This window comes from Methanobrevibacter sp. (genome assembly GCF_045126245.1).
Taxonomy (GTDB): Archaea; Methanobacteriota; Methanobacteria; order Methanobacteriales; family Methanobacteriaceae; genus Methanocatella.
This window is the reverse complement of record NZ_JBGVOG010000091.1, coordinates 1-15,501: the sequence shown is the minus strand read 5'-3', so window position 1 is coordinate 15,501 and position 15,501 is coordinate 1. Positions and strand designations below refer to the sequence as shown.

Annotated in this window: 16 protein-coding genes; 11 read left to right on the top strand and 5 right to left on the bottom strand. The window is 34.7% G+C overall.

Features of this window, described 5'->3' with window-relative positions; translation table 11 throughout:
- The first annotated feature begins 430 nt into the window (after positions 1 to 430).
- From ACJMLZ_RS07060 to ACJMLZ_RS07050, 3 genes are all read left to right on the top strand, one after another.
- Positions 431 to 1,525, top strand: coding sequence for an inositol-3-phosphate synthase (locus ACJMLZ_RS07060; protein ID WP_405304922.1), 1,095 nt, complete (start codon positions 431 to 433; stop codon positions 1,523 to 1,525).
- A gap of 211 nt (positions 1,526 to 1,736) precedes the next feature.
- Positions 1,737 to 3,449, top strand: coding sequence for a sodium-extruding oxaloacetate decarboxylase subunit alpha (gene oadA / locus ACJMLZ_RS07055; protein WP_405304920.1), 1,713 nt, complete (start codon positions 1,737 to 1,739; stop codon positions 3,447 to 3,449).
- A gap of 58 nt (positions 3,450 to 3,507) precedes the next feature.
- Entirely contained in the window at positions 3,508 to 4,506 is a 999-nt protein-coding gene (locus ACJMLZ_RS07050) for an NADH-dependent flavin oxidoreductase (protein WP_405304918.1), read from the top strand.
- A 65-nt stretch (positions 4,507 to 4,571) separates the two neighbouring features.
- On the opposite strand, the gene ACJMLZ_RS07045 is transcribed toward ACJMLZ_RS07050, so the two are convergent.
- On the bottom strand, positions 4,572 to 4,949 hold the full coding sequence (locus tag ACJMLZ_RS07045) for a GtrA family protein (protein WP_405304916.1): 378 nt from the start codon (positions 4,947 to 4,949) through the stop codon (positions 4,572 to 4,574).
- Between the two features lie 5 nt (positions 4,950 to 4,954).
- Complete coding sequence (locus ACJMLZ_RS07040; protein ID WP_405304914.1) at positions 4,955 to 5,884, bottom strand: glycosyltransferase family 2 protein; 930 nt, start codon at positions 5,882 to 5,884, stop codon at positions 4,955 to 4,957.
- Positions 5,885 to 6,166: 282 nt separating this feature from the next.
- On the opposite strand from ACJMLZ_RS07040, the gene ACJMLZ_RS07035 reads away from it, so the two are divergent.
- The 4 genes from ACJMLZ_RS07035 (at position 6,167) to ACJMLZ_RS07020 (ending at position 9,059) form a co-directional block, all read left to right on the top strand.
- On the top strand, positions 6,167 to 6,958 hold the full coding sequence (locus ACJMLZ_RS07035; protein ID WP_405304912.1) for a polysaccharide deacetylase family protein: 792 nt from the start codon (positions 6,167 to 6,169) through the stop codon (positions 6,956 to 6,958).
- A gap of 75 nt (positions 6,959 to 7,033) precedes the next feature.
- Complete coding sequence (locus ACJMLZ_RS07030; protein WP_405304910.1) at positions 7,034 to 8,050, top strand: M48 family metallopeptidase; 1,017 nt, start codon at positions 7,034 to 7,036, stop codon at positions 8,048 to 8,050.
- Positions 8,051 to 8,062: 12 nt separating this feature from the next.
- Positions 8,063 to 8,311 carry a transcriptional regulator gene (locus tag ACJMLZ_RS07025; protein WP_405304908.1) on the top strand — a complete coding sequence of 83 codons (249 nt, stop codon included), beginning with the start codon at positions 8,063 to 8,065 and terminating at the stop codon, positions 8,309 to 8,311.
- A 136-nt stretch (positions 8,312 to 8,447) separates the two neighbouring features.
- Positions 8,448 to 9,059 (top strand): vWA domain-containing protein, encoded by a 612-nt coding sequence (locus ACJMLZ_RS07020; protein WP_405304906.1) that lies wholly within the window; start codon positions 8,448 to 8,450, stop codon positions 9,057 to 9,059.
- Here ACJMLZ_RS07020 and queC read toward each other — a convergent pair whose 3' ends face one another.
- Together queC and larC are read right to left on the bottom strand one after the other, a co-directional pair.
- The gene (queC, locus tag ACJMLZ_RS07015) at positions 9,060 to 9,737 is read right to left on the bottom strand and encodes a 7-cyano-7-deazaguanine synthase QueC (RefSeq protein ID WP_405304904.1); all 678 of its coding nucleotides are present in this window, start codon (positions 9,735 to 9,737) and stop codon (positions 9,060 to 9,062) included. It abuts the gene before it with no gap.
- Complete coding sequence (gene larC, locus ACJMLZ_RS07010; RefSeq protein ID WP_405304902.1) at positions 9,734 to 10,903, bottom strand: nickel pincer cofactor biosynthesis protein LarC; 1,170 nt, start codon at positions 10,901 to 10,903, stop codon at positions 9,734 to 9,736. Before larC ends, queC begins: the two co-directional genes overlap by 4 nt.
- A 76-nt stretch (positions 10,904 to 10,979) precedes the next feature.
- Between larC and ACJMLZ_RS07005 the strand changes: the two genes are divergently transcribed.
- The 3 genes from ACJMLZ_RS07005 to ACJMLZ_RS06995 all read left to right on the top strand — a co-directional run bounded on the left by ACJMLZ_RS07005 (position 10,980) and on the right by ACJMLZ_RS06995 (position 13,717).
- Positions 10,980 to 12,053 carry a phosphatidylglycerophosphatase A gene (locus ACJMLZ_RS07005; protein ID WP_405304900.1) on the top strand — a complete coding sequence of 358 codons (1,074 nt, stop codon included), beginning with the start codon at positions 10,980 to 10,982 and terminating at the stop codon, positions 12,051 to 12,053.
- A gap of 83 nt (positions 12,054 to 12,136) precedes the next feature.
- Positions 12,137 to 12,919: an adenosylcobinamide-GDP ribazoletransferase gene (gene cobS, locus ACJMLZ_RS07000; protein WP_405304898.1), complete on the top strand. Its 783-nt coding sequence runs from the start codon at positions 12,137 to 12,139 to the stop codon at positions 12,917 to 12,919.
- Between the two features lie 255 nt (positions 12,920 to 13,174).
- The gene (locus ACJMLZ_RS06995) at positions 13,175 to 13,717 is read left to right on the top strand and encodes a tRNA (cytidine(56)-2'-O)-methyltransferase (RefSeq protein WP_405304924.1); all 543 of its coding nucleotides are present in this window, start codon (positions 13,175 to 13,177) and stop codon (positions 13,715 to 13,717) included.
- Here ACJMLZ_RS06995 and ACJMLZ_RS06990 read toward each other — a convergent pair.
- Positions 13,714 to 14,808, bottom strand: coding sequence for a DUF763 domain-containing protein (locus ACJMLZ_RS06990; RefSeq protein WP_405304896.1), 1,095 nt, complete (start codon positions 14,806 to 14,808; stop codon positions 13,714 to 13,716). The two genes, ACJMLZ_RS06995 and ACJMLZ_RS06990, sit on opposite strands and share 4 nt — an antisense overlap.
- A gap of 157 nt (positions 14,809 to 14,965) precedes the next feature.
- Here ACJMLZ_RS06990 and ACJMLZ_RS06985 point away from each other — a divergent pair.
- Positions 14,966 to 15,501: peptidylprolyl isomerase (locus tag ACJMLZ_RS06985; protein WP_405304894.1), on the top strand; the 536-nt coding region annotated here is incomplete at its 3' end.

Sequence of the window (15,501 nt, the reverse complement as noted above, 5' to 3'; positions counted from 1 at the left end):
ACATTTCCTGCCGCTGTTTCAAAAAATACTGCAAGCATCGCAAGGATTATTGGTATGCTAATTGTTTTATCAATAATTGCAATTAATATGATTGCTATTGCGCCCATCACAGCATTTCCTGGCCTTAATATTTCGATATAGGGGTTCATTGGAATTCCTCAAGTATTTTGAAAAGTTCTTTGCATCATTCTTGTCTGCAAATTCATTCAAGTTATATTTTAATTTGTCATTAATATATTTTAAATAATCTTCATAAATAGCTTTTTTTACTTTCTTCAAGCGGATATGATGCAATTTCAGTTAATGAAATCAATATACTTTATCAATTTTTCTCCTATGAAACAATAATTTTATAAAGTATATTTAATAATAAACATATATTAGTATTATATTTATTTAAAGTATTACTTTAATATTAGCTGGTGTTATAATGAGCAAAATTAAAATAGCAATTGTTGGAATTGGAAACTGTGCCAGTTCCCTTATTCAAGGAATTCATTATTATGATGGTAAAAAGCCAGAAGATGCAATAGGACTTATGCACTGGGATATCGGAGGATATGAACCTAGTGACATTGAAGTTGTTGCGGCTTTTGATGTAGATGCAAGAAAAGTTGGAAAAACAATAGATGAAGCAATTTTTGCAAAACCTAACTGTACAACTATTTTCCAAAAGGATATTCCAAAATATGACGTTAAAGTAAGCATGGGTCATGTTTTAGATGGTGTTGCCGAACATATGTCTAATTATGATGATGAATACACATTCGTTGTAAGTGATGAGGAACCGGTGGATGTTGTCAGTGTTTTAAAAGAAAGCGGTGCCGAAATTTTAGTTAACTACTTGCCTGTAGGTTCTGAAGAAGCAGCAAGATATTATGCACAATGTGCACTTGATGCTGAAATCGCTTATGTAAACTGCATGCCTGTATTCATTGTCAGTGATGATGAATGGGATGCTAAATTTAGAGAAAAAGGAATTCCTATAGTTGGTGATGATATTAAGGCTCAAATTGGTGCTACTATTACTCATAGGACATTAGCTAGTTTATTTATGGATAGGGGTGTGAAATTAGATAGAACCTATCAAATCAACACAGGTGGTAATACTGACTTTTTAAATATGCTCAATAGGGAAAGGCTAGACTCCAAAAAAGAATCCAAAACAGAAGCTGTTCAATCAGTTTTAAATGAAAGAATGGATGATCGTGATATACACATTGGACCTAGTGATTATGTTCCATGGCAAAATGACAATAAGTTATGTTTCCTCAGAATGGAAGGACGCACATTCGGTGACGTTCCAATGAACATTGAACTTAGATTGAGTGTAGAGGATTCTCCGAATTCTGCAGGTTGTGTAATCGATGCGGTCAGATGTTGTAAAATCGGTTTGGAAAGAGGTGTTGGTGGACAATTAACATCCATTTCTTCATATACCATGAAACATCCTCCAGTCCAATTCGATGATGATGAAGCATATGAAAATGTTGAAAAATTCATTTCTGGTGAAATAGAAAGATAATTTTTCAATTTATTTTTTTATTTTAGTTTTTTAAGTCTAATCTTGAATGAATATCTAATATATTCGTTCTAAATTCTGTTTTTTTTATTTTATCCCTATCTGAAAAATATATACTATTCATTTTTAGTATACTTTATATAATAATAAAGACATATATTATAGTTGGATATTTTAGGAATTTTAATAATAATTTTGAAAGAGGTGTAAAATAATGGCTAAAGTGAGATTTACTGAAACAGCACTTAGGGATGCTCACCAATCTTTACTTGCAACTAGGATGAGAACCAGAGACATGATTCCTATTGCTGAAGAAATGGATAAAGTAGGCTATTTTTCAGTAGAAGCCTGGGGTGGAGCTACTTTTGATACTTGTATTAGATATTTAAATGAAGACCCATGGGAAAGATTAAGACAATTAAAATCTGAATTTAACAAAACTCCAATTCAAATGCTTTTAAGAGGGCAAAACTTAGTGGGTTATAAACATTATCCTGATGATATTGTGGAAAAATTCGTTGAAAAATCATACGAAAACGGTGTGGACATTTTTAGAGTTTTCGATGCATTGAATGATATTAGGAACATGGAAAAAGCAATTAAGGTTGCTAAAGATCAAGGAGCCCATGTTCAAGGAACTATAAGTTATACAATCAGTCCAGTTCACACATTAGATGATTTCGTCGATTTGGCAAAGAATTTGGAAGCTCTTGACTGTGATTCTGTAGCTATTAAGGATATGGCAGGTTTAATCACTCCTACTGCTGCTTATGACTTAGTTTCCGCACTAAAAGAAGAAACTGATTTGCTTGTGGATTTGCATTGTCATTGTACTAGTGGTATGACTCCTATTAGTTATTATGCTGCATGTCAGGCGGGTGTGGATATTTTGGATACTGCAATTTCACCTCTTGCATGGGGAACTTCCCAACCTCCAACAGAAAGTATGGTTGCAGCTCTGCAAGGCACAGAATTTGACACAGGGCTTGACTTGAAATTATTGGCTCACATTAAAAAATACTTTGAGGATATTAAGGAAAAATACTCTGGAATTCTTGATCCTATTTCTGAAAGTATTGATGCTGACGTTTTATTATACCAAATTCCTGGTGGAATGCTTTCAAACTTGATTTCTCAACTTAAAGAACAAAATGCACTCGACAGATACAATGACGTGCTTGAAGAAATGCCTCGTGTTAGAAAAGATATGGGTTACCCACCTCTTGTAACTCCAACCAGTCAAATCGTAGGTATTCAGTCTGTAATGAATGTTTTAGGTGGAGAAAGATACAAAACTGTTTCCAATGAAGTAAAAGAGTATATGAAAGGAATGTATGGTAAACCTCCTGCTCCTGTAGATGAAAAGATTGCAGGTAAAATCATTGGGGATGAAGAAGTCATTACATGCAGGCCTGCAGATTTATTGGAACCTGAATTTGATAAATTCAAGGCTGAAGGTGAAGAAAAGGGATTTGTAAAATCCGATGAAGATGCCTTGACTTATGCATTGTATCCTCCAATAGCACCAAAATTCCTTAAAGGTGAAGCCGAAGAAGAAGAACTTAAACCGGCTCGTGCATTTGGTGAGGATGACGGTATTGGAATTCCAACTCAATACAATGTTGAAGTCGATGGGGATGTATTTGAAGTTAAAATCATGCCTACAGGATTTATGGAAATTGAAGAAACTGCTAATGGAACTTTCAAACCGGTTGAAGGAGGAGTTACTTCTTCCATGCAGGGTATGGTAATCAAACTCAATGTTAATGTTGGAGATAAGGTTACAGCTGGCTCAACTATCTGTGTCATTGAAGCTATGAAGATGGAAAATGACATTCAATCTGAAGTGGATGGTGTTGTGGAAGAAATCTTTGTAGAACCTGGTGATGCAGTAAGCGCTGGTGACACTTTAATGGTAATCAAATAGATTACCTTTATTTTACTTTTTTTTATATTTTTATTTTTATTATTTTGGAGTAGTTTTTATGAAGGATATTTTTGATGAATGTAGTTTAGGTGATTTAAAGCTTAAAAGCAGGATTGTCAGAACAGGTACATGGGAAACCGAAACTGAAGAAGGGGGCTTTTTAACACCTGCTATTTATGATAGATATGAAAAAATGGCATCTAGTGGTGTTGGAGCTATTGTTTCTGAAATATTTGCTCTTGATTACAAAGACAGATTTTTCCCTTATTCCACTAGTTTAAACTATCCGGGGTTTATTAAAGAATATAAAATGGTTACAGATATTGCTCATGAATTTGATGTTCCTATTTTAGGGCAGTTGGCATTTTTCTATTATGACGATGGTGAAAATCAGAAAGTGGAGGCCAATGATATTACTCCTGAGGGCATAAGGAAGCTACAGGCAGAAGTCATAATGGCTGCTAAAAAATTTTCATTTGCAGGATTCGACGGTATTCAAATCAATATGGGAAATAATTTTTATTTGGCGAGGTTCATGAATCCTTATTTCAATCAGAGAGAAGACCAATATGGTGGAAACACTGAAAATCGTGTTAGGATTTCTTCTGAAATCATAAAAGTCATTAAAAAGACAATGGATATGCATGTAAGTTGCAGAATCAATCCGTGGGATGTAAGAAAAGGTGGAATAACTGCAGATGAAAGCATTGCTATTGCCTGTGAACTTGAAAAAGCCGGTGCAGACAGCATTCAACTAACCGCACGTACTATTTCACAGATTTATGATAAGGGCGAAAAACATCCATTTTTAGTTTATGTTGATGATTTGATAGATGCAGTTGACATTCCAGTTATTTTGGGTGGATCTTTAAGGGAAATGGCTAAAATCAACGATGTATTAAATAATTCAAAAGTGGAATTCGTTTCAATGTCCAAACCATTTGTTGCTCAAGCTGATTTTCTAGCGGATTGGAAACGTGACGGTGAAGGTGTTGCAATTTGTCAAAGTTGCAATAACTGTTACAGTAAAAAGAAAAGTACTTGTTTTAAGTATTAGGAAGCACCCATTCAAACAATATATAAATTTAATTTAGAGATTATTTCTCTAATTACTTCTTTTTTTCATTTAAAAACAATCAATTTTGAAAATACATAATTCAAAATCACTACAATGACCTGAACAACAATTTTTGATATTAAATCTCCAATTGTCAAGACATCAATGAAAAGATACATCAAAGCAGTATCAACTGCACCTGAAAATATTCTTCCTCCAAAGAACAGTGACATTTCTTTAAGGATACTGGGGCTTCTGCTTTCAAATACCCAAATTCTATTGGTGATATATGCAAACAGGACAGAAAAAAACCAGGCAATAATATTTGAAATGATATAATTGACCCCAAATATGTTTTCAAAAAGGAAATATACTATTACATTAACGAAGAATGTCAATGTTCCAAAAAAGACATATAAAACCAGTTCCTTATCTAATCTCATTTAAATCACATATCATCAATATTTGATTCTTTGACAATGAAAATTGGCCTATTTTTAGTTTCAAGGTATGTTTTTTCCAAATATTTGCCTAAAACTCCAATTGAAAGTAATTGTATGCCTCCTAAAAGTAGAATGGCACACATTATTGTGGCAAAACCTTGAACTGGATCAGAATAAAGTAAATTTTTAGTTATAATAAATATCATGTAAATAAATGCAACAATTGAAAAAATGGAGCCCAGTAATGTTGATATTGACAATGGGGCTGTTGTAAATGCAACAATTCCTTCTATTGAGTATTTAAGCAATCCCCAAAATGACCATGTGGTTTCACCGGCAACCCTTTCAACATTTTCATAGGCAATCCATTTGGTGTCAAAACCAACCCACTGGAATAAACCCTTTGAAAAACGATTGAATTCATTCAATTCCAGCACTGAATTTACAACCTGTCTGGTCATTACACGATAATCTGTTGCACCTTCCACAAGATTCATTTCAGAAATTCTATTGAAAATTTTATAGTATTGATGAGAGAAAAATGATTTAAACTTAGGTTCCCCTTTTCTTGAAATTCTTCTTGCTGCAACAACATCATAATCTCCATTGGATATTGTTTCAAGCATTTCCGGAAGCAAATTTGGAGGGTGCTGCAAATCAGCATCCATAACACATATCAAATCTCCGGAAGCATTTTTCAAGCCGGCATATATTGCAGACTCTTTACCGAAATTCCTTGAGAAGGAAATATATTTAACACTTGAATTTTCATTGGCTATATCTTTGATATTTTTTAGAGTATTATCACTGGATCCGTCATTGATGAATATGATTTCATAATCATAGCCCGCTAATACCTTTTCAATTTCTTTAAAAAAAATCCCTATTGATTCCTCTTCATTAAAACACGGAACAACAATACTCAAAAAATCCATGATAAGATATATATTGGAAATACTATAAATAATTTGCATTATTTTAACTGGTAAAATTCATTCATATGGTTTTTGAATAGATGATTTCCATTTTTTATACTTCAAAAAGTATATAATCCTATTTTCATCAAAATTACATTTTTCATCACTGTAAATGGAATTACTAAGTTAATTTTATTAATTATTAAGAATATAATTCTATTTTAGAGTTTGATAATAACATAAAAGTAGTTTTGAAATTAATAGTTCCGTTGGAATATTCCATATCCAAAAAGAGGAAAGATGATATTACTAAGTTTTGATATTGAGGAGTTTGATGTGCCCCGCGAGCAAGGTGTTGATTATTCTTTAGAAGAAGGTATTCTAGTATCAATAGAAGGTACAAATCGTATTTTAGATGTTTTAAAGGAGAATAATGTATGTGCCACATTTTTTTGCACAGGTAACTTTGCTGAAAATGCTCCGGAGACAATGCAACGCATCATTCGGGAAGGTCATGAGGTGGCTTGTCATGGCGTAGACCACTGGCAGCCGAAGGAAACAGATTTTGCTCGTTCAAAGGAAATTGTGGAACGTGTCACAGGGCTTACTGTGACCGGATACCGTCAACCTCGCATGTTTCCTGTTGTTGAATCGGAAATCCGGAGAGTTGGTTACAGGTACAATTCATCACTTAATCCGGCATTCATTCCAGGTCGATACATGAATCTGAGGACTCCTCGCACATGGTTTATGGAAGATGGTGTGATGCAGATTCCTGCATCGGTGACACCCTGGTTGCGCTTTCCGCTGTTTTGGTTGTCATTGCACAATTTGCCTGAATGTGTTTACCATTGGATGGTTCGCCGTGCACTTGGCCATGATGGATACTTTGTGACTTATTTCCATCCGTGGGAGTTTTTTGAACTCAATGAACATCCTGAATTTAAAATACCCTTTATAATACGAAATCACAGTGGTTTGCAGATGGCTGAACGATTGGATAAATTAATCAAGATGTTGAAAAGCAGGGGCCACGAATTTATAACATACAATGATTTTGTCAATATTCACCAGCCCGATAACAATGATTAAACAGGGATTTTTAGACTTATTTAAAAAACTTTTTATACACAAATTAATAATATAATTATGTAGATGTGATGAATTATGGCAAAAGATGATCGTAGTAAAATTAACCCATTTACCGGGAAATCACATTTTGATATTGTAAATGATGATAAGTTCTTGCAGGAGTCTTATAATGAATATTATTCTGTGATAAATCGCGCTCAACTTCTAGATAACACTCCTCAAGGTCAGTTAGTTAGAAATGTAGCTATTAGATTGATTCAGGCGGTTGAAAATTATCTGGCTCAAATTGGAAGAAGCGATTATACTCAAGATTATTATGATTGGGATTTCCATTTGGTGGCTGATGATACTGTGAATGCATATTGCATGCCGGGGGGCAAGATTGTAATGTTTTCAGGCATTCTTTCAGTTGCTAACACTGAAGAAAAGGTAGCTTTTATTTTGGGTCATGAAATGGCACATGCTCTCCTAGATCACTCAAGAACACGCATCAGCGCTCAAAATGCTCAAAATGCTATTACATCTGCCGCTTGGATAGGTAGTTTTGCTTTGGACCTTGTTGGTTTGGGCGGTATTGGAAGTCTTACAAGAGCAGCAACAAATGTTGCAAGTGTAGGTTCTCAGTTTTTCTTAATGAATCCTTGGGGTAGAGACCAGGAACTTGAAGCCGATAAATTGGGTATGATGATAATTCATTGGGCAGGTTATGATATTTCTGGAATTCCTCATTTCTGGCAGAGCATGGCTGGTGGAAATCCAAACAGTCATGATTTTTTCTCAACACATCCATCAGACAGTAAAAGGATAGCTGTTATGAATGAATTAATTGTTGAAATTGAAAATCAAAAGGACTTTTACTCAGCGCCTGTTATAAGTGATGTTCCAACTCCAAAAGAAGAATTCAAATCTTCTCATTTGGTTAGTGATGATAAGAAATATTGCCAAAATTGCGGTGCTGTTGCAGATATTGGCGATAAGTTCTGCACAACTTGCGGCGCTCATTTTGATGTCGAGCTAAAATGCAGTAATTGTGGCGCTCCTATTGGTGATGGTGATGCTTTCTGTATGAACTGTGGAAATAAAGTAAATTGAGGGGGATATTATATGGAGGATAAAGTAAAATTCGTGAACAAGTCATCCTATAGGGTCAAAGTTTTAAAGTCTCTTAAGGATGAGGTTAAGATGCCTAAAGAAATTGCGGAGGATAGTGGTATTTTACCTAATCATATATCCAATGTATTGCGGCAATTAAAGGAGAAGGATATTGTTGAATGTCTTAATCCTGAAGTTAGAAAAGGACGTCTTTACAGGTTATCTGAAACAGGTTTGGATGTCTTAGACAAATTAGATTAACTCTTTTTTTATTTTTTTCATATTTTTCCGAAATGTTTATATACTACTTTTTGTTAATATATTGTGTGTAAGTTATTAACAACTTATTAACAAGGTTTCACAAAAACACCTAAAATTTTCAAGGAAGTGAATAAACATGGAAAAAGTACCTCAAAACCAAGACTTAGATTTGATATTTTTGATTGATAGGAGCGGATCAATGCACGGTTCCGAAAAAGATACAATTGGAGGATTCAATTCATTCATTGAAAGAGAAAGGGAAAAAGGATTCAACACCAATGTAACAACAATTCTCTTTGATGATGCATATGAAGTGCTTTATGAAAGAAAATCAATTGATGATGTATCTGAATTGACTGAAAGAGAATATTATGTAAGGGGATGTACAGCACTTTTGGACGCAATCGGAAAAACAATCACTACCCTTAATCACAAAATTGACAACAAAGTCTTGTTTGTCATTATGACTGATGGAATGGAGAACTCATCTGTTGAGTTTTCAAAAGATCAGATTAAAAATATGATTTCCAGTCACAGTTGGGAATTTATTTTCATTGGTGCTGATATCGATTCATACGCTGAAGCGGGTGCTTTAGGAATTAGAAAATCCAGGGTTGCAAATTATGCAAAATCCAAACGCGGTGTAGAAGATTTATATTCTTCCGTTGAAAATGTGACATTTTGCATGAGGAATGAGATTTCATTGGATGATGCAAATTGGAAAAAAGATTTGGAGAAATATGACTAGTCACTGTTCATATTCAGTCAAGTCTTCTATATTTAATTTTTTAAATGCGCGTTTGCGTCTCATGCAACTTTCACAAACGCCGCAGTGTTTTTCTCTGCCAGCATAACATGAATAGCTTATTTCCATTGGAGCACCAACTTCTAGGCCTAACTTGACAATTTCCTCTTTATTTAAATCGATGGCAGGTGCTTCAATTTTAATATTTTCAGGCGAACCAATTTCAATAAGTTCATTAAATGTATTTAAAAATTCTTTTGAGTTGTCTGGAAATGTTGCAGCTTCTTCGGCATCCCATCCAACTATTATTATTTCAGCGCCAATGCTTTCGGCAAATGAAGTTGCAATGGAAGTAAACACCATATTTCTTGCAGGAACCCAAACGCTGCTTGCGGTTTCGCTGCTTTTTTTTATATCGTCCAATTCTTCTTCTTTAATTTCAGGAATCTCTTCACTTGTATTCAGGGATGAATTGCTTATTTGAGCCAACCATGGAAGATCAATTACGCTATGTTCAAATCCCATTTTCTCACAGATTTTTTTTGAAGCTTCTAATTCTCTTTTAAAACTCTTCTGCCCATAATTAAATGTAATGGCATGAATATCATAGTCTTTTGCATAAACGCTTGTTGCCACAGTGCAGTCAAGGCCTCCGGATAATACGGAAATGGCTTTTTTCATTTTACAATCTCCTTAACTTTTATCAGCGGAAGACCAGTTTTTTCGGCGATTTGCTTCAAATCCTCATATTCTGGTCTGGATGATATAATTTCTCCATTAACATATCCTATTTTAAAGGTCACTTCAAATTTTTCGCCTTGAATTTCAAACCATTTTTTAATGAATTCTCTTTCAGCGATTCCTCTGTGTAGATTTGGAGCAATTCTAATTCCTAAACTTCCGGTTTCTGCAAAGATAACTTCAACCAATTTATCCCTATTTTTTCTTGGCGAAATTACTTTTAAAAGACTTCCCTGACGGTTTTTCTTCATTATTATTGGGGTGATGGATACATCACTAGCCCCGGAATCCAGAAGCCTGTCAAACAGATATCCAATTTCCTCTCCGGTTAAATGGTCAAGGTTTGTTTCAATAACATCAATTTCATCACTTTCTGTGATGTCTGGTGCTTCAATGATTCTTAAAACGTTCGGATGATTGAAGTCTTTCCTGCCCGCACCATATCCTATCTTTTTAGGTTTAATCTGAGGTATAAATTCTTTTATTTCATCACATATTTCAGCATATATCGCACTTCCGGTCGGTGTTGCAAGTTCGCTGTCTACAGGCCCTCCAACAATCTTTGCATCTTTAAGTATCTCTACAACGGCAGGAACCGGAACAGACAGTATGCCATGTGAAGTTTTGATTCTTCCCCCTCCAACGGCTATTGGAAGACCAATGATTTTCTGTTTGTCGAGATTAAGTGAGTAGTATGCATAAATTGACCCTATCACATCCGCTACTGCATCACTCGCTCCAACTTCATGAAAATGAATTTCTTCTAAAGGTTTGCCGTGAACCTTGCTTTCAGCTTCAGCCATTCTTTCGAATACTTTTATGGAAGTTTTTTTAACGTCATCTTCCAAATTCAGACTTTCAATTTTTTCAATGAAATCAGTATACTTAATGGAATGTTCGCTTTCAAGCATTTCCACATGACAGTATGTAGATGCGATTCCATGTTTTGTAACTTTATCAAAGATTACTTCAATTTTTCCAAAGGGGTTAGCTGATTTTTCCATGATTTCCTTTAATTCATCCTTGTCCGCGCCCAAATCGACAAGCGCTCCAATTATCATGTTTCCAGCTATTCCGCTTGATTGTGGGTCAATAATGATTGTCATAATATAATGTCCTTTTTTTTGATATAATATAAAATTTAAATTAAATAATTAATATAGATATATGTTAGGTTATATCATGAAAATTAATATCATTGAAAAGGATTATGGCATTTGCATCAATAATCCGAAGTATTTTTTAGCCTTCAGCGATTTCACTGTCGGTGACGGCATTGATATTGTTGAAAATGTCAATATTCTCAAGGCTAAGGACGATTTTGATGCAACCGCCAAAAAGGCGGAAGTTTTCAATCACTCTCAAGGTTCATATATTGCACAAGCCAGTGAATCTCTTCAATATTTCAAAAATACATATGGTGACTTGACTCTTTTTACATTTTTGGCCAATGATGTTGTAATTGAAGAGTTTACCCAACATCTTCAGGTTGCCAACTCTCCTAAGGGGTTTGCTGATGCGAGAATTAACTTAAGCCATATTTTATATCTTGATATGATTTTGTCTCCTAAAGACCTCTTGAAAGTCTTTAAGGCTATAACAAATATTAAGGCCAAGGTACTTGCGGAGATGGCTTTGCCTTTACATATTCAAAATATCCTAAACACCAATGATTTTCTTGCTGTACTTTCAAATATTCCTGAATCTGATGGAAACAGTTTGGATATTAACAATGCGGAATATGATGATGTTAATTTTGAAGAATTGAAAGTCCGCATTGAAGATGCTGTTGAAATAAGCATTGAAGATGCTTTCAGGCGACTTGACTTGACATTCGGCATTTTGGATTATTTTGTTGCGGAAGGAATCCAAATCGGAGACTTGGTTGATGCAGGATTGGAACTTGTTTCAGACATTGAAGTAACCGACGAGCTAAGGGAAAAGATGAAATCGCAGATTTTTAAGTCTTTGACTGATATCAATGTCATAACTCTTATTGTTGCAGCCATGAGAACCGAGCAGGACTTGGCCCGAAATAGAATACGGGAAGTCGGTGCAAATGGCAATAAGGCATATTTGTATGCTGATGAGGTTTTGGGTCTGGCCATTTCAAATCAGATTGCAGGAACTAAGGCAACTTTTAATTTTAAAAGATATCATGAAGCAAAACCTGGAATTATTTATGGCTTGCCTCCGGTACTGGATGATATTTTCACAGGTTTAATTGCAGGATGTGTGTCAAAAATATTCGATTAGAATAATATATTATGGTGAATATAATATAATTAAGAAATAGGTTTAAGCAATATTTCAAAATTTTAGATTTTTGAGGAATAATTATGGAAGAAGATAACTACTTTGAAGATGAAGAATTCTCACCTATCAGATCACTTTTAGGGCTTTTGACATTTTCAACAATATTGCCGCTTCGCGTTTATACGTCTCTTGAATATATGACTAAGTTAACATGGTGTTGGCCGTTTTTACACGTGTTTATAGGCATTTTTGCGGCAATTTGTGGTTATGTATCTTTAAATTTCCTTCATTTAAATTCATTTTTCACAGCGGCTATTGTTTATGCATTTTTAATGATTATCACAGGTTATAATCATTTGGACGGTGTTATGGACATGGCGGATGGTGTCATGGTTCATGGGGACCCGGAACGCAAAATTAAAGTAATGAAGGATTCTTCTGTCGGGGCAGGGGGAGTTGCAACATTATTTTTGGTAGCGAGCTTAACCGTTGCAGGTATTTATAATATTCTGGATTATAATTTTTTAATTGGAATAATTATATGTGAAATGGCTGCAAAAACATCTCTTCTGACAACTGCCTTGTTGTCTATACCATTGACTCCGGGAATCGGATGTTATTTCATTTTTGAGACCACTCCTTCAAAATATCTGATTTCAACAGTTATTGTTTGTGTCATTGCATTTCTGTTAGGCGATATCGTTGGTGTTTGCGGTGTTTTGGGAGCAATATTTTCCGGAATAATTATTTCACTCATTGCAAGGCGCAATTTTGGAATTGCCAACGGTGATGTTTTGGGAATGAGTAATGAGGTAGGTCGTTTAATGGCATTATTGTTTATGGCATCTGCTTTATTTTTCTTCTGATTTTTCATTTAAATAAATTTAATATCTTTAAATCATTATTGACTATGAAAAAAGCATTAATTTATTAATTGAACATCCCATATTTAGTTTTGATGTGGTTTACCACTCACTAAATGAAATATTATTTTACTCCATCAGGCTCTTTTCATAATTCCTCCTCCACATAACGGTGAGTGGAACCCATCTTTTTGTCAAGCAAATTATTATATATTTTAAATTCGAAATATTAGATTAATTGATTATTTTTTTAAGGATATTATGAATGTTAATGTTTTAAGATTGGACCACAGATTAAAAAGAGATACTCGTATTACAACTCACGTATGTTTGACTGCCCGTGCTTTTGGAGCTAGCAAAATCTATCTTGCCGGTGAAAGGGACAATAAGCTCATGGATAATGTAAGGGATACAGCATCAAGGTTTGGCGGTTCTTTTGAAATTGAATACACTGAAAGCTACATGGGTGTTATCAATAAATGGAAAGCTGATGGTGGAAAGGTGGTTCATTTGACAATGTATGGTTCTCAAGCTCATGAAATAGCTCCGGAGGTTAGACAATCAGGTGCAGATATTCTAATTGTCGTTGGGGGATCTAAAGTTCCTGGAAAAGTCTATAAGGCAGCAGACTGGAATGTATCCGTAACAACACAGCCTCATTCTGAAGTATCATCTCTTGCGGTATTCCAGCATTTATTGATGGACGGCAAGGAATTTGAACTCGAGTTTGAAAATCCTGTGCTTGAAGTTATTCCTACGGCTCATGGAAAAAATGTCAATATTCACAATGAAAACCGTTAGGATATGAAATCGTCCAGTCTCTTGATGGCTTTTAATTTATCGTCTTTTTTAATTTTTGCTTGCTCAAGAGCATCCCGTATTGTCTCTATGGAATTGTCATAGACTTCTCTATCAACAGGATATGGAAAGCCGTCTTTTCCTCCATGGGTAAAACTGTATTTTACAGGATCTTTCCAACTGGCGGGTTCTCCATAAACCAAATCGGAGATTAATGCAAGCGCTCTTATTTTTTTGGGTCCGATTCCTTGAAGTAAAATTAGTTCTTCGTAGTTTTCAGGCTGTATTTCCCAGGCTCTTGTGAGAACTTCAAATTCCTTATCTGAAATGTCCATGTCTAAAACGGGGTGATGCTCAGGCATTGTGAAATCCTCTAAAAGCATTTGATTATCCTTTCTTTTAAAATATTGTCTTAGATGATTTGGATTATCATTAATCAAGTCAACACTTATTTTTTGTGCTTCCTCGCTTTCTTTTGAAGACATGTTCAATGTATCTGGAGTTATTTTATCACAGGAAATTCCACTATGGGGGTCATTTAGGAGTTTATCTACTTCTTCGCCTAGCCAGTGGTATCTTCTTGCATATTTGTTTTCTGTATTCAGTCCCTGTTGGACAACGGCCCAGTCCCCTTTTTCCGTAATGAAGAAATTATGCTGATATAGTGTGTATCCATCCTGAATACAGGAATTGTCGATTTTAGCGGATAATTTGCTTGTTTCAATTAGCTTTTCAGTAGTTTTTGTTTTTAGATTGAACACTTCTCCAGCATGTTCGATTCCTTGTGGGGTTCTTCTGGATTTCGCCCCTTTTCCTCCAGTCAAATAGATTCCATGCTCTTCGGGACTTAATGAAGCTTTAAGGGCACCCAATGTTGTGGTGGTTGTGCCTGATGAGTGCCAATCAAAACCCAAAACGCATGAGAATGCCTGAAACCAATAGGGGTTGGATATTCTGTTTAAAAATTCATTTAAACTATATTCTTCGATGATAACTGAAGCTAATGCTCCTGATAGGTCAACCATTCTCGAAAATAGCCACCTTGGAGGATGACCTCCATGAAGGGGCAAATTAACTGCACCTCGCCTTTGCATGAAATATAAATTTATTTCTATTTAATATTAATTTTTTAGAAAGAGCATTTGAAAAGTATTTTTAGCAAAACTTTAATAAGTGATGGTTACTAAAATTATAAAATGTTATATTTATTAACAAATTATTCAATCAAAATTATTAAGGAGCGTAATTTTTATGGCTATAGATAACGGAGATTTTGTTAGAGTAAACTTTACTGGTAAAGTTAAAGAAACTGATGAAGTATTTGATACTACTTATGATGAAGTTGCACAAGAAGCAGGTATTTTTGAAGAAAATAAAACTTATAAACCAATTCCAATTGTTGTAGGAGGAAACCACTTATTGCCTGCTATTGAAGAAGCTATTAAAGGATTAGAAGCTGGTGAAACCAAACACATTGAAGTTGATTCTGAAAATGCTTTCGGTCCTCGCAACCCTAAATTAATCCAATTAGTTCCAATCAAAGAATTCAGAAAACAAGGTATGAACCCTGTTCCAGGTATGAAAATCAATTCCGAAGGAACAACCGGAAAAATCTTAACCGTAAACGGTGGAAGAGTAAAAGTTGATTTCAACCACGAATTAGCTGGTAAAGACTTAATTTACGATGTTGAAGTAACTGAAATCATTGACAATCCTGAAGATAAAATTAAAAGTATGATCGAGTTACACTACTCTAATCCTAATGTCGATATCGAAAAAACTGAAAT